Source organism: Streptosporangium sp. NPDC023615 (genome assembly GCF_040640155.1).
In the GTDB taxonomy this organism is placed as follows: Bacteria; Actinomycetota; Actinomycetes; order Streptosporangiales; family Streptosporangiaceae; genus Streptosporangium.
In genome coordinates this window covers 230698-255288 of sequence record NZ_JBFABE010000002.1, presented here as the reverse complement: position 1 = coordinate 255288, position 24591 = coordinate 230698, and the positions used below count along the sequence as shown (strand labels likewise).

Annotated in this window: 18 protein-coding genes and 1 tRNA gene; 5 read left to right on the top strand and 14 right to left on the bottom strand. The window is 73.0% G+C overall.

The features are described 5' to 3' along the window. Positions 1 to 24: 24 nt before the first annotated feature. Complete coding sequence (locus AB0G16_RS02595) at positions 25 to 873, bottom strand: fused MFS/spermidine synthase (protein WP_362797582.1); 849 nt, start codon at positions 871 to 873, stop codon at positions 25 to 27. Positions 874 to 1024: 151 nt separating this feature from the next. On the opposite strand from AB0G16_RS02595, the gene AB0G16_RS02590 reads away from it, so the two are divergent. Then, positions 1025 to 1696 carry a hemolysin III family protein gene (locus AB0G16_RS02590; protein WP_362797580.1) on the top strand — a complete coding sequence of 224 codons (672 nt, stop codon included), beginning with the start codon at positions 1025 to 1027 and terminating at the stop codon, positions 1694 to 1696. A 183-nt stretch (positions 1697 to 1879) separates the two neighbouring features. Beyond that, on the top strand, positions 1880 to 3178 hold the full coding sequence (lat, locus tag AB0G16_RS02585) for an L-lysine 6-transaminase (RefSeq protein WP_362797578.1): 1299 nt from the start codon (positions 1880 to 1882) through the stop codon (positions 3176 to 3178). Between the two features lie 35 nt (positions 3179 to 3213). On the opposite strand, the gene AB0G16_RS02580 is transcribed toward lat, so the two are convergent. The 8 genes from AB0G16_RS02580 to AB0G16_RS02545 all read right to left on the bottom strand — a co-directional run bounded on the left by AB0G16_RS02580 (position 3214) and on the right by AB0G16_RS02545 (position 11899). After that, complete coding sequence (locus tag AB0G16_RS02580) at positions 3214 to 3468, bottom strand: helix-turn-helix transcriptional regulator (RefSeq protein WP_362797576.1); 255 nt, start codon at positions 3466 to 3468, stop codon at positions 3214 to 3216. 156 nt (positions 3469 to 3624) lie between these two features. Next, positions 3625 to 3700, bottom strand: a tRNA-His gene (locus AB0G16_RS02575). A 76-nt stretch (positions 3701 to 3776) separates the two neighbouring features. Continuing rightward, a complete protein-coding gene (gene orn / locus AB0G16_RS02570) occupies positions 3777 to 4379 on the bottom strand; it encodes an oligoribonuclease (protein ID WP_362797574.1) in 603 nt (200 codons plus the stop codon). Between the two features lie 23 nt (positions 4380 to 4402). Beyond that, positions 4403 to 5662 (bottom strand): DUF2510 domain-containing protein, encoded by a 1260-nt coding sequence (locus AB0G16_RS02565; protein ID WP_362797572.1) that lies wholly within the window; start codon positions 5660 to 5662, stop codon positions 4403 to 4405. A 54-nt stretch (positions 5663 to 5716) separates the two neighbouring features. Then, the gene (locus AB0G16_RS02560; RefSeq protein WP_362797570.1) at positions 5717 to 7258 is read right to left on the bottom strand and encodes a hypothetical protein; all 1542 of its coding nucleotides are present in this window, start codon (positions 7256 to 7258) and stop codon (positions 5717 to 5719) included. Between the two features lie 20 nt (positions 7259 to 7278). Further along, positions 7279 to 9036, bottom strand: coding sequence for a serine/threonine-protein kinase (locus AB0G16_RS02555; RefSeq protein WP_362797568.1), 1758 nt, complete (start codon positions 9034 to 9036; stop codon positions 7279 to 7281). 116 nt (positions 9037 to 9152) lie between these two features. After that, positions 9153 to 11171, bottom strand: a complete 2019-nt coding sequence (locus tag AB0G16_RS02550; protein ID WP_362797566.1) for a serine/threonine-protein kinase — start codon at positions 11169 to 11171, stop codon at positions 9153 to 9155. 83 nt (positions 11172 to 11254) lie between these two features. Further along, complete coding sequence (locus AB0G16_RS02545) at positions 11255 to 11899, bottom strand: pyridoxamine 5'-phosphate oxidase family protein (protein WP_362797564.1); 645 nt, start codon at positions 11897 to 11899, stop codon at positions 11255 to 11257. 67 nt (positions 11900 to 11966) lie between these two features. Between AB0G16_RS02545 and AB0G16_RS02540 the strand changes: the two genes are divergently transcribed. Beyond that, on the top strand, positions 11967 to 13646 hold the full coding sequence (locus AB0G16_RS02540; RefSeq protein ID WP_362797562.1) for a PLP-dependent aminotransferase family protein: 1680 nt from the start codon (positions 11967 to 11969) through the stop codon (positions 13644 to 13646). Positions 13647 to 13739: 93 nt separating this feature from the next. On the opposite strand, the gene AB0G16_RS02535 is transcribed toward AB0G16_RS02540, so the two are convergent. After that, a complete protein-coding gene (locus AB0G16_RS02535; RefSeq protein ID WP_362797560.1) occupies positions 13740 to 14864 on the bottom strand; it encodes a GNAT family N-acetyltransferase in 1125 nt (374 codons plus the stop codon). Between the two features lie 196 nt (positions 14865 to 15060). Here AB0G16_RS02535 and AB0G16_RS02530 point away from each other — a divergent pair, with 196 nt between their 5' ends. Both AB0G16_RS02530 and AB0G16_RS02525 read left to right on the top strand, forming a co-directional pair. Continuing rightward, on the top strand, positions 15061 to 16086 hold the full coding sequence (locus AB0G16_RS02530; protein ID WP_362797558.1) for a phosphotransferase family protein: 1026 nt from the start codon (positions 15061 to 15063) through the stop codon (positions 16084 to 16086). A 201-nt stretch (positions 16087 to 16287) separates the two neighbouring features. After that, positions 16288 to 17670 carry a xylan 1,4-beta-xylosidase gene (locus AB0G16_RS02525; RefSeq protein ID WP_362797556.1) on the top strand — a complete coding sequence of 461 codons (1383 nt, stop codon included), beginning with the start codon at positions 16288 to 16290 and terminating at the stop codon, positions 17668 to 17670. Positions 17671 to 17887: 217 nt separating this feature from the next. Here AB0G16_RS02525 and AB0G16_RS02520 read toward each other — a convergent pair whose 3' ends face one another. From AB0G16_RS02520 to AB0G16_RS02505, 4 genes are all read right to left on the bottom strand, one after another. Continuing rightward, positions 17888 to 19168, bottom strand: coding sequence for a DUF418 domain-containing protein (locus AB0G16_RS02520; RefSeq protein ID WP_362797554.1), 1281 nt, complete (start codon positions 19166 to 19168; stop codon positions 17888 to 17890). 96 nt (positions 19169 to 19264) lie between these two features. Beyond that, the gene (locus AB0G16_RS02515; protein WP_362797552.1) at positions 19265 to 22507 is read right to left on the bottom strand and encodes a hypothetical protein; all 3243 of its coding nucleotides are present in this window, start codon (positions 22505 to 22507) and stop codon (positions 19265 to 19267) included. Positions 22508 to 22842: 335 nt separating this feature from the next. Then, positions 22843 to 23646, bottom strand: coding sequence for a polysaccharide deacetylase family protein (locus AB0G16_RS02510; protein WP_362797550.1), 804 nt, complete (start codon positions 23644 to 23646; stop codon positions 22843 to 22845). Then, on the bottom strand, positions 23643 to 24590 hold the full coding sequence (locus AB0G16_RS02505; RefSeq protein ID WP_362797548.1) for a glycosyltransferase family 2 protein: 948 nt from the start codon (positions 24588 to 24590) through the stop codon (positions 23643 to 23645). Before AB0G16_RS02505 ends, AB0G16_RS02510 begins: the two co-directional genes overlap by 4 nt. Position 24591: the final 1 nt, after the last annotated feature.

Sequence of the window (24591 nt, the reverse complement as noted above, 5' to 3'; positions counted from 1 at the left end):
GCCGGCCGCGGGGCACTCCTCCCGTCAGCCGAAGACCGCGGGCGGGGGGACGGGGATCAGCACCGCGTCGCCGTCGTTCATCGGCTTGGCCCCGGCGATGAACCGGACGATGTCCTCGCCGTCCACGCAGCGGGCCTGGGTGAGGCCCCCCGCGGCCCTGCGGGTGAGGTCGGAGACGGGCAGCGGAACGCGGGAGGCGGCGACGATGAGGTTGCCGAAACGCCGTCCGCGCAGCACGCCGGGCTCGGCGAGCAGCACCACCCGGGGGAACGTGTCGCGGACGGTGGCCAGCACCCGGCGGGTGAAGGCCAGCCCCTTGCCGTCGGCGACGTTGATCAGCACGGTGCCGGACGGGCGCAGGACGCGGGAGACGTCCCCCATGTACTCGGAGGTGGCCAGCTCGATCGGCATCGTGGCGCCGCTGAAGGCGTCCAGCACGAGCAGGTCGGCGAAGTCGTCCTCCAGGCCGGCGGTGGCGGTGCGGCCGTCGAGGATCCTGACCTTGAGCCGGGGCACCGACTTGAGCCTGAGCTGGTCCCGGACGAGCTGGACGAGCCCGGCGTCCGGCTCCGCGACCACCTGCCGGGACCCCGGCCGGGTCGCCGCGACGTAGCGGGGCAGGGTACAGGCGCCACCGCCCACGTGCACGACGTCCAGCGGGCCCTCGTCCAGCAGGTCGATCACGTCGGCCATCAGCCGGACGTACTCGAAGTCCAGGTGGGTGGGGTCGTCGAGGTCGACGTAGGACTGCGGCACGCCGTCCTTGGAGATCACCCAGCCCGAGGGCCGGTCGAGATCCCGCAGCAGATCGACCTCGCCGAACGTCACCGGGTACCGCCCCGGCATCGGTTCCCGCGCTTCCCGTCCGGCCATCGGCCCGTTCCTCTCGTCCCGTGTGCGCCGGTCCCTCCGGGAACGCCCGGGGGAGGCCACGGAGGAAACCGTATGCCCGCGCGCGGGTGAACGGAGACGGTGTAGGGCAGATCACAAGCTACGATCGCGTAACTTACGCTACCGTAGGTTCATGGCCACCATCACGGAAGGGCTCACCACCGCCGAGTCCGTCAAGCCCCGTCTCCGCGGCTGGTTGCACGCCGGGGCGCTGCCCGTGGCGCTCGTCGCGGGCTTCGTCCTCGTCGCGCTGGGACCCACCCTGCAGGCGAGGTTGGCCGCCGCGATCTACGCGATCACCTCCGGCCTGCTCTTCGGCATCTCGGCCACCTACCACCGGGGGAAGCTCTCGCCGCGCCTGGAGGAGGTGCTCCGCCGCCTCGACCACGCCAACATCTTCCTGATCATCGCGGGCACCTACACGCCGTTCGCGCTGCTCGCCCTGGACGGCCCCGCCTCGGCGGTGGTGCTCGGCGTGGTCTGGACCGGCGCCGTCGCCGGGGTGCTCTTCCGCGTCCTGTGGACCGGCGCCCCCCGCTGGCTCTCCACCGCGCTCTACATCGGCCTCGGCTGGACGGCCGTCTTCGTGCTCCCCCAACTGGTCGCGGGAGCCGGGATCGCCGCGGTGGTCCTGATCTTCGTCGGCGGGGTGTTCTACACGGCGGGCGGCATCGTGTACGGCATGCGCCGCCCCGACCCGTCCCCCCGGTGGTTCGGCTTCCACGAGGTCTTCCACGCCTTCACCGTCGCCGCCTACCTGGTCCAGTACGCGGGTGTCTCGCTGGTCGTCTACGCGGCGGTGTGAACCGCGAGAACCACGCCGTGCCGGCCGGGTGCCGGCCGGGTGCCGAGCGGGCGCCGGGTCGGTGCGGGGCCGGTTCTGGGCCGGTGCGGGATAATCTTCGTCTCGATCGGTTCGAAACCGCAATGTCTACGGGTACATGTCACACAAGCGGGGGATCGTCTTTCCGGTGACCCTGGAGGGGACATGGACGTACACGACCGTCTGGCCCGTCATCTGCTCGTCGACGGCTACCGGCTGGTGCTGGATCTCGACCGGAGCCGCGGTTCGCGGCTCGTGGACGCCCGCACGGGCCGGACCTACCTGGACTTCTACAGCTTCTTCGCCTCGGCCCCGCTCGGGGTGAACCCGTTCGACGACGATCCGGAGTTCCTGGCGCTGCTCGGCAGGGTCGCGGCCAACAAGCCCGCCAACTCCGATCTCTACAGCGTCCACCTCGCCGACTTCGCCGACACCTTCGCCCGCGTCCTCGGCGACCCCGAACTGCCGCACCTGTTCTTCGTGGAGGGCGGCGCCCTCGCCGTGGAGAACGCGCTGAAGTGCGCCTTCGACTGGAAGAGCCGCCTGAACGAGTCGCGGGGACGTCCGCGGGAGCTCGGCACCAGGGTGCTCCACCTCACCCGGGCCTTCCACGGGCGCAGCGGCTACACGCTCTCGCTGACCAACACCGACCCCGTCAAGACCGACCGCTTCCCGGCGTTCGACTGGCCCAGGATCGCGGTGCCCGCCGTCCACCTCGGCGACGTCGAGGCCGCCGAGGAGCGATCCCTGGCCGCGGCGCGCGCGGCCTTCGAACGCCACCCCCACGACGTCGCCTGCTTCATCGCCGAACCCATCCAGGGGGAGGGGGGCGACAACCACATGCGGGCGGAGTTCCTGCGGGCGATGGAACGGCTCTGCCACGAGCACGAGGCGCTGTTCGTCCTGGACGAGGTCCAGACCGGCGGCGGGACCACCGGCACCCCGTGGGCGTACCAGCAACTGGGGCTGCGTCCCGACGTGGTGGCCTTCGCCAAGAAGGTCCAGCTGGGCGGGATCATGGCGGGCCGCAGGGTCGACGACGTGCCCGGGAACGTGTTCGAGACCAGCGGCAGGATCAACTCCACCTGGGGCGGCGGGCTGGTGGACATGGTCCGCTCCCGCAGGCTGCTGGAGATCATCGAGCGGGACGGCCTGATCCCGCGCGCGGGCAGGCTGGGCGCCGAGCTGCTCGGCACGCTGCGGGAGATCCAGGCGCGCTTTCCCGGCGTGGTGGAGAACGCCCGCGGGCGCGGCCTGATGTGCGCCTTCGACCTGCCGGACGCCGCCGGGCGCGACCTGCTGGTGGCCAGGCTCAGGAACGAGGAGGGGGTGCTGGTCCTGCCCTGCGGCGAACGCTCGGTGCGGCTGCGTCCCGCGCTCTCGATCACTTCCGAGGAGCTGCGGGAGGGCACCTCCGCCATCGCCCGCGCCCTGGAGATCTCCCACCGCCGGGTCCCGGCCTAGGCTCGCCGTGGCGCCGGTCGTGCCGGTCGGCCGTGTCAGTAGGGCAGGGGGTCCTCGCCCGCCGCCATCTTCCGCCACAGGTCGATCGCGGTGCCCCGCGAGTCGGCGCCGAGTTTGGCGTATATCCGGTTCACATGGTTCTTCACGGTCTTCTCGCTGAGGAACAGGTGCTGGGCGATCTGCCCGTTGGAGCGCCCCGTCGCGATCAGTTCCATCACTTCGGTCTCACGCCTGCTCAAACCCGCCGTGACGCTGGTTCCTGCGTCGAACGGGGCATCGTCGACTCTCATCCGGCCTCCGTGGCTGCGAACACGGTCAGGTCGCCGAAACCCCCGGTCTTACGGCGTAGCGATAGCAGCGAGCATAACCCGTAATATCCACTTTTAGGGGGTAAGCAAGGGCCGGGAAATGCGGAACGGCCGGTCCTTGAGGACCGGCCGTTCCCATGGGGTGAGTGAGGGGACTTGAACCCCCGGCATCTAGGACCACAACCTAGCGCTCTGCCAACTGAGCTACACCCACCATCGCCGCCGTGGCAGCACATGAAAAGTGTAGCGGTCTTTGGGAGTCGTTTCGTACCGGGTTTCGCGTGAACCGTTCATGAGCCGCCGGTGGAGAGGCCCTCGGCCAGCCGCCGGGCGGTGGCGGAATCCGGGCCCGGCTGGGGCACGAAGACCGCCGCGCGGTAGTAGCGCATCTCCCGGATGCTCTCGACGATGTCCGCCAGCGCCCGGTGGCCGCCCTGCTTCTCGGGCGAGGCGAAGTAGACCCGGGGGTACCAGCGCCGGGCCAGCTCCTTCACCGAGGAGACGTCGATCATCCGGTAGTGCAGGAACGTGTCCACCGCCGGCATGTCGCGGGAGAGGAAGGAGCGGTCCGTCGAGATGGAGTTCCCGCAGAGCGGGGCCTTCTTCGCCTCCCGGACGTGACCCCTGATGTACTCAAGCACCAGGGACTCGGCCTCGGCCAGCGTGACGCCGCTCCCCAGCGCCTCCAGCAGGCCGGAGGCGGTGTGCATCTCCCGCACCACGTCCGACATCTGCTCCAGGGACTCGGGCGGCGGCTTGATGACCACGTCCACCCCCTCGTCGAGCTGGTTCAGCTCGCCGTCGGTGACCACGCAGGCCACCTCGACGAGCGCGTCACGGCCGAGGTCGAGCCCGGTCATCTCACAGTCGATCCAGACCAGCAGGTCACTCATAGCCCTCAGGGTAGCCCCCACTCTCACGAGATCTTGAACGACTTGATCACCTGGTCGACGACCGAGGTATCGAGATTGTCCGGTACCGAGATGTAGGCCAGCGCCGGACGCTCGTTCTCGCCCTGGTCGACGATGACGAACGCGCCCCGCTCGCTCTTCCACTTCCAGTCGTTGGCCTCGGACTGGTCGGAGAAGTCGAGGTCGAAGACGAGGAGCCAGGCGTCCTTGCCGTCCACCTTGATCGCCTTGTCCTCGACGATCTTCCGGGTGTGCGGAGGGGAGTAGAAGGCCGGTTCCATGATCTGCAGCAGCGTCGCGGCGGTCGAGCGCAGGCTGTCGGGACCCCGGTAGCCGTACTGCTCGGGGAGCCGGGCGGTCAGGATGTTGCCGAGCCAGTCGCCGCCCTGGCCGTCGTAGTTCTCCTGGGCGACGGCCACGACCCCGCTGGTCCAGGTGAATCCGAGCCCGCCGCCGACGCTGGGGGGCACGCTCCAGGGGCCGTCGGGCACCTCGTACGACAGTCCGGTCACCGGGTCGGTGACGCGCCCGTCCACCTCCTTGGGCAGCGCGGGGCCCTGCGGGGCCGACGGGGCGGGGGTCTGCTCCGGCGTGGGGTCCGGGACGGCCGAGGGGGGCGGCGTGTAGACGACGGTCGGCTCGCTCGCGCTCTTCGAGCGGCTGGAGTCGATCGCGTACATCACGGCGCCCGCGATCAGGGCGAGCACGACCAGCGCGCCGACGCCGCCCAGGATCCACGGGAGCGGCCCCCTCTTACGCGGAGGCGGCCCGGCCGGGTAGGCCCCGAAGGGAGGCAGCGGCATCTGCGCGGTGCCGTTGGGCGGGCCGCCCCACTGCGGTCCCGGGCCGCCGGCGTGGCCCTGGTGCCGGGTGACCTGCTGGTTCCACGGCCCGGTGTCCCCCGCCCGGGGAGGACCGGACGGTCCGGTGGGGCCCGTCCCGGAGGGCGCCCCCGGTCCGCCCGGTCCCGCCCAGACGGGACCCGGCCCGCTGGGGCCGGTGGGGCCGGTGGGCTGCTGTGCCGCGGGGCCCGGTCCGGCGGGCGCTCCCGGTCCGGAGAACGGCCCGGTCCCCCCGGGACCGGTCTGGTGCTGCTGCTGGGGGGAGGGGCCCGTCATCGGCCCCGGGGGTCCCTGGGGCCCGTCCTGCCCGGCGGGGGCGTCCGCCTTGTGGGTGGCGTCGGTCCACTGGCCACCGTCCCACCACCGAAGCAGCGGCGAGCCGTAGGGGTCGGGGTACCAGCCGGAGGGGATCTGCGTGGTCATGGCCGCCAGAGTAGTAAGAACGGCTTTGTGGTGCATTGTGGACCTTGCGGTCACTCATGAACATTTATAGGTGAAAGTGGCCGCGTCCTGGAGCCTTCCCGTCGCGGGGGCCGGTGAGAGCAGTCGCAGGGTGGCGGTCCCGCGGAAGGCCCCCTCGCCCTTGACCGTCCAGTCCAGGACCACCTCGTGCGAGGTCGTCCCGGCCGCGAGCCGGTCGCTCTGCACGGTCGGCTTCCTGCGGTCGCTCCGTTTCCACTGGTAGCGGACCTCTCCCGCCGAGCCGTTGGTGGTCAGGACGCCGGTGATCCTGATCTTGGCGTCACACCCCTGCGTCTTCCTCGGGGCGCTGACGTTCACCCCGGTCACCTCCAGCGGAGTCACCGGCCCCCGCAACAGCCACAGTGCCAGCGCGGCCACGACCATCAGCGCGAGGATCGCCGAGGCGAGGATCGTACGGCCGCGCCGCCGCCGCCCGCCGGAGGACGCGACGGCCCGGAGCCTCTCGGAGGGGGGTTCGGTCTGCTGGCGGTCCCGCCCGGCCCGCCAGAGCTGGGCGGCCGTGGTCTCCGAGGGCACCCCCGGGCCGAAGCGCATGACCACGTCCTCGGTCCGGTCCGCCGGGGGCGGCCGCTCCGAGGGGTCCGGGCCGCGCCGCTCGCCCTCGTCCGGGACACGCAGCAGGGTGACGATCTCACCCTCGTCGGGGGCGGGCGCGGGATATCCGGAGTCCGGATGTCCCGGGTCCGGACGCCGGGGGTCCCGGTACACGGGGTCCGGAGAGTGCGGGGATCGATGTCCGGAGCCCGGGGAGGCGGGCACCGCGGGACCCGGTGCCGGACGGCCGGGCACGGCGGCCTCTCCCGCGGACCACCGGCCGAGGGCCCGAACGAGTTCGTCGCGGGCGGCGAACCCGGGTGGCAGCACCTCGCGTCCGGCCATCAGGGCGTCAAGGGCCGGGGCGAGCCCGCGCGCCGAGGCCCTGGCCGCGACCCGCTCCAGCAGGAGGGTACCCTCGCGGTCGTCCGCGGCCCAGCCGGCCGCCAGTCCCCGGGCGAGCGACGCCCAGGCCGCCACGTCCCGCTCCGGCATGGGCGCCCGGCCGGACAGCGCGTCCGCCAGCCCCCGCTTCGCGAGCAGCGCCGAACCGTCCGGGGTGATCACCACGGTGCCCGGGTGGAACTCGCCGTGGGCGAGGCCTGCGGCGTGCACGGCCAGCAGCGTCTGCGCCGTCTCCACCAGTACGGTGGCCGCGCTGCCCGCGTCGGGACCCGGCGCCTCCCGCGTACCGGCCAGCAGGTCGCTCAGCCTCGGCACGACCGGCCGGGAGGTGATCAGCCACACCTCGTCCCGGGCCATCACGAGGTCGGCGACCGGCACCAGGCCGTTCGGGCCGCCCTGCGCGAGCCTGCGGTCGGCCACCACGGCCGCGACCAGCCGCTCGCGCGCCGCCGGGTCGGCGACCGGCCGCGGATCGAACCTCAGCGCGCTTCCCGGCCGTCCGTCGGCCGAGACGACCGACGACCACACCCCCAGGTCGTCGGCCCAGGTACGACCGGTCAGCCGGAAGCCGCCGAGGCCTCCCCGGTCAGTGTTCATGATCGTGCTTGATCTCCCGCCTACCGGCGTCTCCGGTGCCGTCCCGCCATGTCTCGCCTGACGACCAGTGTGAACGGTACGGCACCGCTCGTCACCAGGCCCAGCGCGAGGAACGCCGCGGGGGCGGCCCCGAGCGGTGAGGGGGAGGTGGTGAGCCCGGCCCGGCCGGGGGAGGTGTCCGAGGACCTGGGGGTGGAGCCGTCGTTCGTCCGGGTGGTGGTGGGCGACGGCTCCGACGAGGTCGTCGACGTCGGCGTCTCCGTCGGTGTCGTCGTGGGCCGCTCCGAGGGGGAGGACGTCGTCCTGGGCGTGGTCGGCGTGGTCGGCGTGGTCGGTCTGGTGGACGGCGGTCTGGTGGACGGGGCCCCCGGCCCGGGATCACCCAGGGTGGAGTCCTCCTCCGGGGTGGGCGCCTCGGACGCCGGCTCGCTCGGCCGGGTGGTCGCCCGCCTGGTCGGGCGGGTGGTCGGGCGGGTGGTCGGCCGGGCGGTGGGCCTCTCCGAAGCGTCCGGGGTGGCGGCCGGCCCGGTGGGCGGCGCCACCGGTGGCGGACCCGAGGTGGAGGTGGTGCTCGGGGACGGCGTCGGGGCGGGCGTGTCCTCGGCGGGCTCCTCGGTCTCCTCGACCGGCTCGTCGCTCTCCTCGACGGGGACGACCGTCTCGGCGGCCGGGGACGGCCGCGTCGTGACGGGGCTCTGCGACCCGACCTCGGTGGTGCCGCCACCGCCGACCAGTACCGCGGTCAGCCCGCCGATCACCGCGACGCAGCCGACACCGGCGAGGATCTTCACGCCCAGCCTGCCGATCGGGGAGGACCCCTCGTGGTGGTCGGCGTCGTCGTCGTCGCCTTCCAGCTCGGTCATGGCCAGCGAGGTGTCGACGCCGGGCGGCGGCGGCGCCTCCGCCGGGAACAGGGCCGCCAGCAGCCCGGCGATCGCGGCCAGGCGGCGCAGGCCGCGCTCCTCCCAGTCCGGGCCGTAGGACTCCGCGGCCACGGCCTCCAGCTCGGTCAGGAAGGCCGCGGCCGTCGGCGGCCGGTCGGCGGGGTGCTTGGCCAGCCCGCGCTCCACCAGCCCCCGCAGGGCCGCGGGGACCTCCTCGACCGGCGGCGGCGACGCCTGGTGCTGCCGGGCCAGCGCGGCGATGTTCGTGGCCCGGAAGGGCCGGGTGCCGGTGAGGCACTCGAAGAACACCACGGTGGCCGCGTAGACGTCGGTGGCCGGTCCGGCGGGCCCGCCCATCCACTGCTCGGGCGCCATGTACGGCGGCGTCCCCGCCGGGAGGTCGCCGTCACCGGAGCGGACCGCGATGCCGAAGTCGACGAGCTTGCTCGTCCCGTCGGCCTCCACCATCACGTTCTCGGGCTTGAAGTCGCGGTGCACCACGCGCGCCGAGTGCGCGGCGGCCAGCCCCAGGAGCGACCCCTTGAGCACCACCAGCGCCGCCTCGGGGCCGGTCGGCCCCTCCGAACGCAGCAGCGCCCGCAGGGCGACCCCGTTGACCAGCTCCATGACGATGGCGGCGCCGTCGCCCGTCTCGACGTAGTCGTAGAGCAGGACCGAGTGCGGGCTGCTCAGCGTGTTGAGCACCCGGGCCTCGTGCCGGAAGCGCGCCACGAACCCGACGTCGTTCCTGAGCTCGTCGGAGAGGTACTTGATGGCCACCATGACGCCGTCGGCGTCGTGACGCGCCATCACCACGCGACCGGCCGCACCGGCCCCCAGCTCGCGGATCTCGGTGTAGCCCGGGACTCGCCATGCCGATGGCGTGCCGTGCATAACGGTCTCCTCAGTTGTACGGGCCCCCACCCATAACAGACGGACCGCAGCTTAGCCATATTTAAACATTTTTTACTCATCAATCACGAATCAATCTCAGCGGGGAGATCGGATGATCAGCCGGTGGGGCCGCCGGCTCCGCTCCGGGGCAGGGAGACGATCGAGGTCACGGGGCTGGGGCTCGCGTCCCGGGTGACGCGCGGCCGGGCGGTGGAGCGCGACTCGACGACCGGGTGGGCCGTGCGGGTGACCGCCGTCCCGGGAACGGGACGGGGAGCGCGGGCGGTCGGCGGCCGCGGGACGGGACGGGGCGCAGGGGGAGTCCTCGGAGAGGCCACGGGGGCCGGGCGCGGCCCGCGTGTCGGCCCGCGTGTCGGCTCGGCGCAGGCCGGGACCGTGCCGCTCGCCCGGCTCGTGACGCCCGAGGGCGTGCCGGTCACCACCGCGCGCCAGCCGGTCCCGCACGGCGGCCGGGGGAGGGTGAGGACGACGGTGGGGGTGTAGTCCGTCGCCCCGGACAGCGCGAGGACGGTCCTGCGCACGGCCCCGCCCGCGCGGACGACCACGCGCAGGCGTACCGCGCGGGTGTTCTCGGCCCGTACCGCCACCGAGATCGACGCGGTGCCCCGCGGGTCGAGGGTGGCCCGCAGTACCTGCACCCGGCGCACCCGTCCCCGGGACGACCCGGGGGGCGCAGGGGTCGCCGTGAGCGTCGGTGAGGTCGGTGAGGGTGCCTGTGTGGAGGCCGGCGGGGACGACGCAGGGGACGACGGGGACGACGGGGACGGGGCGGGTGGTGAGGGCGGTGAGGAGGTGGGCGGCGAGGTGGTCGGCAGGCCGGGCGGGGCGGGGGCGCCGGGCGAGGCGGGCCCGGTGGAGGTGACCGGCCCCGCCGAGGAGGTGGCCCCGGTGGGACCGAGCGGGCCCGGCGCGCCCGGGACCGAGGGCGCGGGCGAGGCCGGCGTGCCGGAGGCGGGCCCGCCGGCGGACGGCGACGGGAGCGGGTGGCCGCGCGAGAGGGGGGAGGACGACGCGGGCGGGGCCGCGGCGGAGGCGCCCGCCTGGCGGGGCCGGGCCTGCCGGTCGGAGGCCAGCGCGTACACCCCGGCGCCGCCCACCACCAGCGCCAGACCGGCGGCGCCCGCCGCCAGGCCCGGACCGCGCCGGAGCGAGCCCAGCACGGTGCGGAAGAGCGTGGTCCCGGCCGACGGCGCGGCGGGGGCCGCTCCGGCGGATCCCGGGAGGAGCGCCGGGAGCGCCGGGAGCGCCGGGAGCATGGCCGGGAACAGGGCGGCCAGCGCGGCCAGCCGCGATCGGCCGCGCTCCTCCCACTCCCGGCCGTAGCCCGCGAGCGCGACGCGCTCCAGCTCCGCGACGAAGGCGCGGGCGGCGGGCGGCCGGTCCCGGGGGTCCTTGGCCATGCCTCTGGCGACCAGCTCCCTGATCTGCTCGGGCACCTCGTGCACCGGGACCGGCGCGGTCAGGTGCCGGTGCATCAGCACCACCCGCTCGGCGGACCGGTAGGGGCGGTGCCCGGTCAGGCACTCGAAGAGGACCGCCGTGGCGGCGTAGACGTCCGAGGCGGGGGAGGCCGGCCCGCCCGTCCACCGCTCGGGTGCCATGTAGGGCGGGGTGCCGGCCGCCGGTGCGCCCTCCCCCGCGCGCACCGCGATGCCGAAGTCGACGAGCTTGCTGGCCCCGTCGGGGCGGACGAGCACGTTCTCCGGCTTGTAGTCGCGGTGCACCAGCCCGGCCTCGTGCGCGGCGGCCAGCCCCAGGAGCGAGCCCTTCAGCACGGCCAGCGCCGCCTCGGGACCCGTCGAGCCGTGCTCGCGCAGGATCGCGCGCAGGCAGGCGCCGTCGACGGCCTCCATGACGATGGCGGCGCCGCGTGAGGTCTCCACGTACTCGTACAGCCTGGCCACGTTCTCGTCGGCCAGCTCCACCAGGAGCCTGGCCTCCTCGCGGAACCCGGCCAGGAAGCCGGGTTCCTCCCGGAGGCGCTCGGACAGGTACTTCACGGCCACGTGGGTGCCCGACTCGTCGTGGCGGGCGAGGACCACCCGCCCGCCACCGCCCGCGCCGAGCTCGCGAAGCTCGGTGTAGCCGGGCGGTGTCCAGCCGATGGCCGTCATGACGCCTCCAGGGTCCGCGGGACCGGATGCGGCCCTCGAACATGAAAGACGCGTGACGGACGGGGCGGGTTGGCCGCCGATCCTTACCGAACGGGTATGGTTCGGGACACCACGTGATCGGGGACGGGAAGGTCGGCCGTCATGGCCGGGTCGGTCTCGGGCGTCCCCCAGACCTGGTGGAGCGGCAGGACTCCGGCCCAGATCGGCAGCGCGTAGTCCTCCTCCTCGTCCTCGGGCGGGCCCTGTCGGATCTTGACCGACGCCTCGGAGAGCGGGAGGGCGAGCACGGCGGTCGCGGCGAGCTCCTTGGCGGTGGGGCGGCGGGCGGCGTCCCACTGGCCCGGGGCGAGCTGCTCGGTGATCGCCCGCAGCGCGGTCAGCCGCTCCTCGGGATCCTTCACCAGGCGGGGGGTGCCGTAGACCATGGCGCAGCGGTAGTTCATCGAGTGGTTGAAGGACGAGCGTGCCAGCACGAGGCCGTCCAGGTGGGTCACGGTGACGCAGACCTCGCCCCCCGCCCGCAGCGAGGTGGCCCCGGTCGAGCCGTGCAGGTAGAGGGTGTCGTCGACCCGGCCGTAACCGGTGGGGACCACCATGGGGGCGCCGCCGACCACGACGCCCAGGTGGCAGACCAGCCCGGCGTCGAGCACCGCGTACAGGTCCTCGCGGGAGCTGCGGCCTCTGTTCTTGGCGCGGCCGAGGGTGGTGCGGGGAGTCGTAGAGAGCATGGCACTACCCTAGGGGAAAGTGGACACAACGAACACGTCCATTTTCACGTACTTGTAGGAGACCACTTTGCCGCGCCCCGCCGTCGATCTGCCCCTGGCCCTGGACCGAGGGTCCGGTACGTCCCTCGCCGTCCAGCTCGGTGACAGCCTCCGGGCCGCCATGCACGGCGGCGCCCTCGTCTCCGGCGAGCGCCTGCCCTCCAGCCGCGCCCTCGCCCGCCAGCTCGCGGTCAGCCGCACCGTGGTCACCGAGGCCTACCAGCAGCTCTACGCCGAGGGCTGGCTGGAGGGGCGGCACGGCTCCGGCACCTACGTGGCCGACGTGCTCGTCCCCCCGCCGCCCTCGCACCCGTACCCGTCGCCCTCGGTCTCCCCCGGAGCCGCCGGAGCCGCCGGAGCCGGGGGCCCCGGGGGGTCCGGGGGGTCCCGGTTCCCGTCCGGTTCCCGCCCGCCCGGCGGCCCGGCGGACGACACGCGCCCGGACGGCCGCGGGGCGGCCGGTCCGGCGACGGCGCGGGGGACGACGGCGCGGGAGGCGACGGCGTGGGGGACGACGGCGCGGGATACGGCGGAGCGGGATACGGCGGGGCGGGGGACCGCGGCGTGGGAGACCCCGGCGCGTCCCGGGCACGGGCACGCCTCCGGGCCCGTCCGGCGGGACGACGCGTCCGGGGCGGGCCGGGAGCGCGTGATCGACCTGCGTCCCGGCCGGCCGTGGGTCCACGACTACGACCGGGCCGCCTGGCGCCGGGCCTGGCGCCGGGCGGCCGACCTGCCCCCGACGAGCGATCCCGACCACCGCGGCCTGCCCCGGCTCCGCGCGGCCCTGGCCGAGCACCTCCGCAGGACCAGGGCGATCCCGGTCGGGCCGGAGAACATCCTGGTCACCCGGGGAACCGGCAACGGGCTCGACCTGGTCGCCGCCACCCTGCTGCGGCCCGGGGACCGGGCCGGTGTCGAGGAGCCCGGCTACCGCGTCGCCAGGAACGTCTTCGCCGGGCGGGGCGCGGAGGTGGTCCCCTGCCCGGTCGACGAGGACGGCGTCGTCGTGGACGCCCTCCCCGACGACCTGCGCGTGCTCTACACCACCCCGGCCCACCAGTACCCGCTCGGCGGCCGCCTGCCGATAGCGCGCAGGGAGCGGCTGCTCGCCTGGGCCCGGCGCGTCGGCGCGGTCGTGGTGGAGGACGACTACGACGCCGAGTTCCGCTACGACGTCGCCCCGCTTCCCGCCCTCTACGGCCTCGACCCCGGGCGGGTGGTGCTGCTGGGCAGCCTGAGCAAGGCGCTGACCCCCGACGTCGGTGTCGGCTGGCTGGTCGCCTCGCCCGGCCTCGTCGAGGCCGTCGCCGTCACCCGGGACGCCCTCGCCGACAGGACGGGCGGCCCGGCCCAGCAGGCGATGACGACCCTCCTGGAGCGCGGGGACCTGAACCGGCACCTGCGCCGGATGCGGCTGGAGTACGCGCGCCGCCGCGCCGCGGTCGTCGACGTCCTGGGCCCCGGGCTGATCGGTGAGACGGCGGGCCTGCACGTCCTGGTGGAACTGCCGGAAGGCACGGTCGCGCCCCTGGTCGAGGCCGCGGCCGGCCACGGGGTGCTGCTGGACTCGCTGGATCGCCACTACCACGGGCCGCGGCTCCGGCACGGCCTGGTCGTCGGCTACGGCGCCGAGACGCCGGCGAGCATCAGGCGGGGACTCTCACTGGTCGCCGACCTCGCCGGGCTCACGCCGGGGACGGCCTGAGCGGTACCGCGCCCCCGTGAGCTCTCGGGAGCGGTGAGCCCCCGGGACCGGGAAGGCCCAGGCCCTGGGAAGGCCCCGGGCCCGGGGAAGGTCTCAGGACCGGGAAGGAACGTTCCCGGCGTTCGACGGGCGCGGCCGGGACTGCAGCGACGTGCGCAACCGGCCGTAGGTCTTGAGGGCGCGGTCGGCGGTCGTGCGCAGCAGCGGGCTCGCCAGGACCGTGCCACGCGCCTTGCGCACCGGCACCCGCAGCATCCAGTGGACCCCGGCGCCGGCGCTCACCCGGGCGACGCGGCCCTCGGCGACCTCGTACTCGCCGTTCTTGAGCTTCTCCTTGTACTCCTTCTCGCCGCGGCCCATGTCGATGACCCGGATGCCGCTCTCGGCGGCCTTCTCGGCCATGGCCAGGTGGTGGATCAGGCCGGGGGAGTACTTCGCGAAGGCGGTGTCGTAGGCGGGGAACCAGCCGGCGAGCGTGGTGGCGGTGCGCAGCCCGAAGTGCCCGGCCACCGGCTTCCCGTCCACGTACAGCATGTCGAGGACCCCGCCGAAGTGCTCACCGTCGGTGACGAGCAGCCGCTCGACCAGCTCCACGATCCACGGCCTGGCGAACCGGTCACTGCGGCCGGTGCGGCGGTACTGCTCGGTCTTCCACCCCAGCAGGGTGCGCAGCGGCGCCAGGTCGGTGACGGCGTAGTCGTGCCGGATCTCCCCGACGTCACGCTGGAGCTTGCGGCTCTTGTAGGCCGTCGAGCGGTACGTCTTGCCGGACCGCGCCTTGATCGTCTCGATGTACGACGCGAAGCCGTCGCGCAGGTCGATGATCGGCGACGGGTGCCGCTCGTGCCCCGCCAGCAGCAGCGGCTGTCCGGCGATCAGGTGGTCGAACTCGAAGACGGCAAGGCCGCACGCCTTGATCAGCAGTTGCGGGTCGATCTCCACGTCCTTGGAGTGGACCAGCCCCTGAGCGTCGGTCAGGCCCGCGGCCACCGGCATGCCGATTCCCATCGGATGGCGCTCGAAGGGGAAGAACCCCACCGTGTCCGGCCCGTCGTGCAGCACCGCCACCCGGACGCGCTCCTGCAGGGCGCCGACGGTGACGGTGAACTCGGGCGACAGGAACGGGCTGTCGAAGGCCGGATCGGCTCCCTGAAGGGCTCTCCAGCGGTCGAGCTCGACCGGTCCGAGATCACGGGGCTGAACGATTGTGACGCGCATGAGCTCCTACTGGGGTGTGCGGGTTCCCCTTACGACGTCCTGAAGGACGTCGTAAGCCCAAGCATGCGGGTAGACACGTAATGTAACGATAAAGGACGGAACCCGGGGTGGTTCTCGCGGGGGCGCAACATTTCGGGATCTTATTGCGTGCGCCCGGCTGGCGCGCCCTACCCGAGTGGCGTTCTAATTGGTGGCCATGAGCACCCCTGGCATCGACCGGTCCCGCCTCGTCGCGTGGATGGCCGCCACCGTCCCCGACGCCGGGGAGCCCACCGGGATCTCCCTGATCGCGGGCGGCAGGTCGAACCTGACGTACGTCGTCGAGACCCCTCACCGCCGCCTGGTGCTCCGCCGCCCGCCGCTGGGACACGTCCTGCCGACCGCCCATGACATGGGGCGGGAGTGGCGGGTGATCTCGGCGCTCGCGCCGACCGCCGTCCCGGTGCCCGAGCCGGTCGCGTTCTGCGCCGATCCCGACGTGATCGGCGCGCCGTTCTACCTGATGGCGCACGTGGACGGCGCGGCCGTGCGGAGCCGCCAGGACGCGCGGGATCTCGGCCCCGAGCAGACCCGGCGGCTGTCGGAGCGGCTCGCCGAGGTGCTCGCCGCGATCCACGCGGTCGACTACGAGCGGGCCGGCCTGGCCGGCTTCGGCCGGCCCGAGGGGTACATGGCCCGCCAGCTGGAGCGCTGGGGCCAGCAGTGGGAGCGGTCGAGGACGGCCGACTCGCCCGCGTACGACCGCCTGGTGGCCCGGTTGCGCGAGCGGCTGCCCGCGCGCTCGGCCTCGACGCTGGTGCACGGCGACTACCGGCTCGACAACACGCTCGTGCGGCTCTCCCCGGAGCCGGAGATCCTCGCCGTCGTCGACTGGGAGATGTCCACGCTCGGCGACCCCCTGGCCGATCTCGGCCTGACCCTCACCTACTGGCACGACCCCGGGGACGAGGAGCGGGGCTCGATCCCGGTCGCGGGGGACGTGACCGTGGCGCCCGGCTTCCTCACCGCCCGGGAGTTCGCCGCCCACTACGCCCGGGTCTCCGGGGCCGACCTGACCGACCTGGACTTCTACGTCGCCTTCGGCAACTACAAGCTCGCCGTCATCGTGGAGGGCATCCACGCCAGGTTCAGGCAGGGCAAGACGGTCGGGGAGGGCTTCGAGAACATCGGCGCGGCCGTCCCGACCCTGCTCGACCGGGCCCTGAGGGTCCTGGAGGGCTGACCGGCTCCCCGCCGCGCCGCCTGACGGCCGTTCCACGACGTGAGGGCACCTACGGTAGAAGTTTCAAGTACCGTGCAAGCGGGTCTGGATACGCTGGTGAGGCGGCCGGTAACGCTTGCCTGTGAACCGTCGCGGGGCACCGTCGCCCCCGCCGCCGCCGTGGAACGCTACATTCGTTGAGCTGCGAGGATCGAGGAACCGGTGATACCGACTAACGGACGGCACCAGCGACGGCGCCCGGCCTGGCCGGTCGCGCTGGGGGCGTTGGTCGTGACGGTGGCGCTCGTGGTGAGCATCATCACCCTGGCCTCCAGGCCCGACGCCCCCCGGGGGCAGAGGATGACCATCCCTCCGTCGCAGGCGGCCCCGGCGCTGGAGCAGCCCCCCGCCGTCGAGCGGTGGCCGCGCTGGGGCATCACCCACACGGAGTTCAGCGCCGACAACGTGGGCGGCCGGGTCGCCGAGACGGCCTCGCACGTCCTCAGCCGGGTGCCGATGCTGCAGAACCAGCACATCATGGGCTGGGGCGCCGGAAACCCCGAGCCCGCGCCGGGCAGGAACGACTTCCGTGACCTCGACCGCCGCATCATGTTCATGTCCGGGTCCAAGGCCCTCCCGATCATCACGCTCTGCTGCTCGCCCGACTGGATGAAGGGCGGCACCGAGGGCCGGACCGACTGGTCGCAACTGGAGACCGCGCCGCGCCGCGAGCACTTCGACGACTACGCCGAGCTCGCCGCGACGGTGGCCAGGCGATACCCCACGGTCAAGCACTTCATGGTGTGGAACGAGCTCAAGGGCTTCTGGAACGTGACCCAGAACCGGTGGGACATCGAGGGCTACACCGATTTCTACAACAAGGTCTACACCGCGCTGAAAGGCGTCGACAAGGACATCAAGGTCGGCGGCCCGTACGTCTCGGTCGGCAGCAGCAGCGTCCCCGTCGCCGGGGCCGAGCTCCAGGGACCCTGGGGCGGCATCGACCAGCGGGACCTCGAGGCGGTCGATTACTGGATCAAGAACAAGAAGGGCGCCGACTTCATCGTGGTGGACGGCGCCTCGGTCACCAAGGACGCCGGGGCCCACCCCGACGAGTTCACCGCCCTCGGCAAGTTCGGGGCCCTCACCACCTGGCTGCGGCAGAGGAGCGGCGACCTGCCGGTCTGGTGGGCCGAGTGGTACGTCGAGCCCAACAGCAGCGACTGGACCGAGGATCGCCGGGTCGCGGTCCAGACGGTCGCGATGATGGAGTTCGCCACCAGCGGCGTCACCACCTCGCTCTACTGGAACCCCCAGCGCAAGGCCTCCGGTGACGACCAGCCATGCCCGGGCTGCCTCTGGCACCCCGAGACCGGTGCCGAACTGCCCATGGCGGGCGTGATGAGCGGCTTCGTCAAGTGGTTCCCGCTCGGGGTCACGCTGGAGACGGTCACCTCCTCCGACCCGAAGGTGCGCGTCCTGGCCCAGGAACGCCAGCTCGTGATGGTCAACACCACCGGCGCGGCCGTGAACACCGTCGTGGACGGCAGGCAGTTCCAGCTCAAGCCGTACGAGGTCAGGTGGAGCGAGCGCGCCGCGGCCTGACCGGGGCGATCACGGCCAGATCGGGGTCCGGCCACGGCCTGACCGGGTCCGGCCGTGGCCCGATCGCGGTGCCGGGGTCGAGTTCGTGACCGCGCCGCGCACCCAGCCCTACGGGCGGATCGCCGTCTTCACCGACATCGCCGGCAACCGCTGGGACCTGCTCGGCCCCGCCTGAGCACCGCCCGGCTCCCGCGGCCCGTCACCCGTCTCCCGGCCGTCAGCCGGTCTCCCGGTCGTCGTCGGGGGCGCGGGGCGGCCCGGGGGCGGGCGGGTCGGCCGGGGCGGCCGGGGATCGGGAGGGGCGGCGCCAGTTGGTGAACCAGCGCAGCAGCCACTCCACCGGCCCGTACCGGTGACGCCGCAGCCACCACCGGCTCCAGGCGGCCTGGGCGACGAAGACGGCGACGCCGATCGACACCGCCGGGAACGGCCCGATCAGGTCCACCAGGCTCAGCCCGTAACCGGTGAAGATCAGCGAACCGATCAGCGACTGTCCCAGGTAGTTCGTCAGCGCCAGCCTGCCCGAAGGCGCGAGCAGGCCGGTCAGCCGCGGCCTCGCCGGGAGCAGTCGGAGCAGGGTGGCGGCGTAGGCCGCGGCCAGGAGCGGCGCGGTGACCAGGTTCACCGACTGCCCGACCAGGTGGTAGGCGTGCCCGCCGCCCGACCAGGTGGAGTGCGCGTAGACCAGCGCCCCGGCGAATCCGACGGGGAACCCCGCCCACTGCAGCCGTCGCAGCGCGGCCGTGTACCCCGACAGGTCGGAGAGCAGCCTCAGCTTGCCCAGCGCCATCCCTGCCAGGCAGGCGGCGAGCACCGTGGGCCCCTGGAGGAAGACCCGGAGCAGCAGGATCTTGGCGAGCCGGTGCACGTGCTCGCCGATGATCATCGACGCGGAGCCGTGCAGGGCACGGTCGGACAGGGCCGCCTCGGTGGCGTTCTCGGAGACCGCGCCCGAGGCGTCCGCGCCCAGCACCGCGAGCCCCGCCAGCAGCAGCACGCCCGCGGCGAGCGCGACCGTCAGCGCCACGGCGGCGATCATCGCGGCGCGCGGGGTGATCCGCCGCACCACCAGCAGGACCAGCCCCACCACCGCGTACGTGGCCAGGATGTCACCGGGGAACAGCAGGACGCCGTGGGCGATGCCGAGCAGGAAGAGCCCTCCCAGGCGACGCAGGAACCGCGGGACGAACGCCGCCCCCGCCCGGTGGGCCGAGTCGATCTGCAGGGTGAAGCTGTAGCCGAACAGGAACGCGAAAAGCAGATAGAACTTGTTCTCGAAGAGCACCGAGACGAACCAGCGCGTCCCCCAGTCCAGCGGGGTGGAGAACATCGGCGCGGCCAGCCCCGCCATCCGGTACCCCGAGGCCAGATAGGTGATGTTGACCACCACGATGCCGAACAGCGCGAAGCCGCGGAGCGCGTCGACCGCCTCGATCCGGCGTCCCGAGACCCGCGCCGGGGCCCCCGCCCCGCCGCCACGGGGTTCCCCTGCGAGCATCCGGTCCGTCCTCCACGCGTTCCGGGACGCGAGTCCCCCCTGCGAAACGGTGCCCAGTATGGCCCGGGGCGGCCGGGCACCGGAGGACTTTGTCCTTTATTGGAGCTGGTAGCCGATGACCACGAAGCGTTCGGCGATCACGCCCACCGCCAGCAGGAACGCGGGTATCGCGACGAACAGGATGCGCCTGCGGGTCCTGTTCGCCCGTCCGCGGCCGCGCAGCAGGAACACCTCGTAGGCGAAGAGCGCGATCCACGTCACCCCCAGCGCCGCCAGGCCGACCGGCGTCCACGGGGAGGTCGGGTCGTTGCCGCCGGTCGGTGCCACGCGCTCGGGGATCTCGGTGCCCTTGGGGAAGGAGCGCAGCGTGTACACGGCCGCGTCCTCGCCGTTGAAGACCCGTTTGAGCTCCTTGTTGGCGTCCAGCGCGGCGCGGAACCGCGGCGCCCAGTCCGTCGGGAAGCCGTGGTTGAGCTGCAGGTAACCGGCCTGGCCGCGGGTGGCCACCAGGTAGGTGTTCGGCGGCGACGCGCGAAGTTTGGCGATCACCGAGGTGAGCTGGGCCGGATTCTTGTCCACCAGCACCTGCTCGTAGGCGATCCTGTCGAAGTCGCGCTCACCCCACGGGATGCTCGGCGTGACCTCCTCGCCGAGCAGCGGAACCAGGTACAGGACGCGGGCGCTGGGCTCGTCGTGGTCGTAGACGTAGTGCATCGCCGCGACCTCGCTGGCCGAGACCCGCTCGAACTGCTCGTTGCCGTAGCGCGCCACCAGGAAGACCATGGCCAGCGCCATCGCGCACCCCGCGGCCAGCAGCAGCGAGATCCGGCGCGTCAGCTCCGGGTTGAACCGGATGTTGCGCCTGCGGATCGGCACCGTCTCCTCGGGCGCGTCCTCGGTGCCCGCCGGGAGGTTCGGGAAGAAGGCGTACGCGGCCAGGATGCAGGCGCCGGGGAGCGCGAACAGGTAGATCCGCAGGCCGATCTCGCCGCCGTAGTTCTGCAGGCCGAGCGCCAGCACCGGGATGCAGAGCAGGAGCAGGGCCGCGCGGTCGCCCACGCCGCGCCGCAGCCGCCGGAACAGGCCGGCGGCGGCCAGGGTCAGGATGACACCGCAGATGCCCAGGCGCGCCATCAGGACGAGCGCGTGCTTGGGGTCGCTGCCGTCGATCCGGTCACCGGTGTTGCTCTGCAGGTTCTCCAGGATCCGGCCCAGACCGCCGAAGAGCTGGTCGATGTGCCCGCTCCAGAAGGTGACCGTCTGGTAGCTGATCCAGGCCAGCACCATCAGGCCCAGGAAGAACGGCAACCCCCAGCTCAGCGAGGTGCGCCGGAGCAGGATCAGGCCGGTCAGCGCGCCGAGCATCATGAACGGCGTGATCTGGTGCGAGGCGGTCGCCGTCGCGAACAGGCCGATCAGCACGATCAGCATGATCGTCCGGTCGTAGACACCGGTCCGGTGCGGCAGCTCGCCGGGTGTCAGCCCGTCCAGCCGGGCCAGCAACCGCCGTACGGGTCCCTTGACCGGCATCGGCTTGGTGCGCGGCTCGACCCTGCCGAACCAGCGCAGCACGATCGCCACGAAGGCCAGGTAGATCGCGTACGTGAAGCCCTGCGAGGAGAAGTAGTCCTGGCCGATCCACTGGACGATGACGAACAGCAGCGCGGCGAACCAGCGCGCCCTGGTGGTGGCGACCACCTGGCGCAGGATCAGCACGAACGGCAGCAGGTAGAGCAGGTTCGACAGCAGCGGCGTCCACCGCATGATCGTCGTCAGGTCGGTGACCCCGGCGGCCTTGGTGACGAACCCCACCAGCGCGAAGAAGCCCGGCCACGCCAGGCGGGCGTCGAGGATGGCCGACGCCTCGCCCGTACGGTTGATGTACTCCACGAAACCGGCGTGCACGTAGGCGGTGTGGAACCTGGCCTCGTCCTCGATCAGGGCCGCGCCCCCGTGCAGGGCGAACGTGATCGCCGCGATCTGGAAGAGCAGCAGGAACTTCCGGTCGGTGTTCTGCGCGATCGTGACGAAGAACGCCACGAGCATCAGCAGGATCGCGGCGAACGCGGTCGGCGGCATGGCCGAGATCAGGCCCACACCGTCGATCTTGTTCAGGTCGACGCCCCAGAGCGGACCCGGCTCCACGCGCAGGGCCAGCACGTACATGATCAGGCCCTCGACGGTGAGCAGGGGCGGCAGCCACGCCATGGCCGTCCGCAGCAGGGTCGCCGCCCGGGACGGCCTGGTCGCGGGCACGGCGCCGGGTGCGGCGTCCCGGCTCCCGGCGCCGGAAGGCGCCGGCGGGCCGGGGGACGGCGCGTGGGGTGCCGGCGCGTACGCGGCCGCCGGGGCGTGGACGACGGCCAGGACCGTCTCCGGGCCCAGGGGCTCGGGGTCCCCTGTGTCCTCCGCGTACACCGGGGACGTCGAGGGACCGCGGGATCCCGCGAGCTCGTCGGGGTCGTCGGGGTCGTCGGGGTCGTCGAAGTCGTCGGGCTCGTCGTGGTCGTCGGAACCGGAGTCGCCGGGCTCGGAGGACTCCGGAGAGTCGGGGGACCCGGGGGGGACGAGGTGGTCGGAAGGCGCGGGGGCCTCCCCTTCCGGTGCTCCGGGTGCTCCGGGTGCTCCGGGTGCTCCGGGTGCGGGACGGCCGGCGGGCTCCCGGCCGGGGCGGAGCGGCGCGCCGGGAAGGCGGATCTCCGCGGTGGTGTCGTTCCTGTCCTCGCCCCCGGGCACGTCCTCGCCGACGGTCGTCCCGGAGGGGGAGAGTGGACGGAGGGGGAGGCGGATGACGGCGGTGACGTCGGGGTCGTACTCGGGGTCGTCCTGGGGATCGTCCTGGGCGTCGTCGTCCCGGCGGCCGGTTCCGGGGTCGCCCTCGGAGGAGGTGCCGGAGGTCCGCGCGGGGCCCTCACCGGTGATCCCGTCGTCCTGCGCGCCCGGCCCGTCCTGCTCGCCGGCTTCGTCGACGGCTTTCTCGCGAGCTTCCTCGAGGGCCTCCGGGCCGGTCCCTTCGCGGGGATCCTCGCCGGGCCCCTCGCCGGAGGTCTCGTCGAGACCCTGATCGCGCGGCCCACGGCCGTCCCGATCGGCGGGAGTGTCTTCGCCGGATCCGTGCTCGCCTGGTTCGTGCTCGTCAGGCCGGCCCTCGTCGTGGCCGTGCTCGCCGGCCTCCTGTTCGCCGGATCCGTGCTCGCGAGGTCCCCGATCGTCCGGTCCCCGCTCATCGCCGGGCTCCCGTTCACCGGCTTGCCCGGTGTCGGGAACGCCGTCGCGCCTCTCGCGGGGCGCGGGGCCGGGGTCGCCGCCGGCCACGGCGTACGCTCCGTCCGAAGGCACGGGAGGGGTGAGACCGGCCTTCCCGGTCTCGGCGGCTTCCGCCGTCTTCGGCGTCGTCACGTCATTACCTGCCCGTTGCCTCACGTCTAACATCATGGCGGCTACGCGGACCTTGGTGCGACGAACCGGCGAGAAGTTTCGTCATGTTTGGGTGTTTTGCGTAGATCCTTGAACGGCAAAACCACGACCAGGATTCCCACCCGGCGACACCCGTCCCGCCGTCCCCACCCCTCGCGAGGGGCGCGGACACCGGCGGCGTCCGCCCCGGGCGCACCGGGCGGACACCGGCCCCGCCGGTGGTCCCGGGAGCGTGCGACCTCCGGGACCGCCGGTTCTCACACCTGGCCGCGTACCCGGCGCAGGCCGTACCGGGTACGCCTGACGACGGCGTACCCCTTCGTCAGGACCCGTTCGCGCATGTAGATCAGGGGGACCTGGTTGCCCTCGACCGCGCGGCTGAACATCCTCATCGACGTGCCCTCGGCCACCGTCAGGCGCGGCAGCGCGAGCACGTCGTGCCGGTCGGCGGCGATGGCGTTGCTCACCGCGCAGGCGGCCCAGTACCCGGCGCGCCTGACCTCGCGCCGCACCCGCACGCTGGAGTAGCCGTACGGGTAGGCCATCGTCGAGACCAGGGAACCGATCTTGTCCTCCAGCAGCGCCTTGTTGCGGCGCAGCTCCTGGCGGAGCTCGTTCTCGGGCAACTGGTCGAGCTGGGGGTGGCTGTGGCTGTGCCCGCCGATCTCCACGCCGCAGGAGGCGGCCTCACGGGCCTGGCTCCACGACAGCATGGTGTCCAGGGGCCTGCCCGCCGCGTCCTTGCCCGCGTCGCGGACCCATCCGCTGGTCAGGAAGACCGTGGCGGGGAAGTCGAACCGTTCGAGCAGGGGCAGCGCCTCGCTGTGGAAGTCGGCGTACCCGTCGTCGAAGGTCACCACGACCGGCCGCTCCGGCAGGGCGCGGCCGTTGTTCTTGTGCAGCGAGGCGACCAGGTCGGCCACGGTCAGCGGTGTGAAGCGCTTCTCCTTGAGGTAGGCCAGCTGGTCGGCGAAGACCGAGGGCCGTACCGACAGGGGTCTCGTCTCGGCGTTGGGCCGGTCCGAGATCGAGTGGTACATCAGGATCGGTACACGGATCATGCACGTACCCGTTTCTTCTTCAGCCGAAGGGAACCGACAACGTAACCCCAGGTGGTCCAGGCGAGACCGACGACGATCGCGCCGGCCCTGCCCAGACCGGACACATCTCCTCGAAGGGCCTCGCCGACGCCGCGCAGCGCGCCCAGCGGCAGCGCCTTCAGCGCGTGCGCCCGCTCGCTCGCCAGCCCGTCTCCCGCCCCCACGCTCTGCGTGACCAGCGCCTTGGACAGGCCCTCGGCGTAGCAGCGCGAGCGGAAGTAGCCGAACGTGGCCCGCGCGGCGGGCACCTTGTGGCCGATCACCGCGGCGGGCTCGAACAGCATGCCCGAGCCCGGCATCCGCTGCGAGAGCCGGATGCAGAACTCGGTCTCCTCACAGCCCAGCGGGCGGGGCTTGCGCCCCTGCACGCTGCGCCCGATACCGGTGTGGAAGCCGCCGACCGCGCCGATCGGCTCCCTGCGGAAGGCCGCGTTCCCGCCCATCACGTTGCGGATCCGCGCCCGCTCCGTGGGCATGCCGCGATAGCTGCAGCCCACGGTCCAGTCGAACTCGTGCGGGTACCAGCCGGGCCGTCGCCCGGTGCCCCACAGCGGCCTGGTCAGCCCGCCCACCCCCACGATGGTCGGGTCCTGGAAGCCCTCCTCCAGCGCTTCCAGCCAGCCGGGTTCCGCTATGGCGTCGTCGTCCAGGTACGCCACGATGTCGCCGGAGGCGATCTGCGCACCGGTGTTCTTGCCACCGGACAGACCCTTCTCCTGAGCGTTCTCCACCACGATCGCGCCGGGGTACTCCTTCTTCAGCCGAAGATGGAGCTCCGGGTTGTAGTCGACGACCAGGATGATCTCGTGAGGCCTTCGGGTCTGGTTCTCGACGGACTCGACGGCCTGGCGGATGTCCTCCCAGCGATCCTCGGTGTAGACGCAGATGACGACACTGGTTCTCATG

Coding starts and splice junctions, on each gene's coding strand:
- AB0G16_RS02545 (WP_362797564.1), bottom strand. CDS start 11,899: ATGCTCTCTACGACTCCCCGCACCACCCTCGGCCGCGCCAAGAACAGA.
- AB0G16_RS02510 (WP_362797550.1), bottom strand. CDS start 23,646: ATGATCCGTGTACCGATCCTGATGTACCACTCGATCTCGGACCGGCCC.
- AB0G16_RS02590 (WP_362797580.1), top strand. CDS start 1,025: ATGGCCACCATCACGGAAGGGCTCACCACCGCCGAGTCCGTCAAGCCC.
- AB0G16_RS02520 (WP_362797554.1), bottom strand. CDS start 19,168: ATGCTCGCAGGGGAACCCCGTGGCGGCGGGGCGGGGGCCCCGGCGCGG.
- AB0G16_RS02595 (WP_362797582.1), bottom strand. CDS start 873: ATGGCCGGACGGGAAGCGCGGGAACCGATGCCGGGGCGGTACCCGGTG.
- AB0G16_RS02565 (WP_362797572.1), bottom strand. CDS start 5,662: ATGACCACGCAGATCCCCTCCGGCTGGTACCCCGACCCCTACGGCTCG.
- AB0G16_RS02580 (WP_362797576.1), bottom strand. CDS start 3,468: ATGAGAGTCGACGATGCCCCGTTCGACGCAGGAACCAGCGTCACGGCG.
- AB0G16_RS02535 (WP_362797560.1), bottom strand. CDS start 14,864: ATGCGCGTCACAATCGTTCAGCCCCGTGATCTCGGACCGGTCGAGCTC.
- AB0G16_RS02505 (WP_362797548.1), bottom strand. CDS start 24,590: ATGAGAACCAGTGTCGTCATCTGCGTCTACACCGAGGATCGCTGGGAG.
- AB0G16_RS02555 (WP_362797568.1), bottom strand. CDS start 9,036: ATGCACGGCACGCCATCGGCATGGCGAGTCCCGGGCTACACCGAGATC.
- AB0G16_RS02550 (WP_362797566.1), bottom strand. CDS start 11,171: ATGACGGCCATCGGCTGGACACCGCCCGGCTACACCGAGCTTCGCGAG.
- AB0G16_RS02530 (WP_362797558.1), top strand. CDS start 15,061: ATGAGCACCCCTGGCATCGACCGGTCCCGCCTCGTCGCGTGGATGGCC.
- AB0G16_RS02560 (WP_362797570.1), bottom strand. CDS start 7,258: ATGAACACTGACCGGGGAGGCCTCGGCGGCTTCCGGCTGACCGGTCGT.
- lat (WP_362797578.1), top strand. CDS start 1,880: ATGGACGTACACGACCGTCTGGCCCGTCATCTGCTCGTCGACGGCTAC.
- orn (WP_362797574.1), bottom strand. CDS start 4,379: ATGAGTGACCTGCTGGTCTGGATCGACTGTGAGATGACCGGGCTCGAC.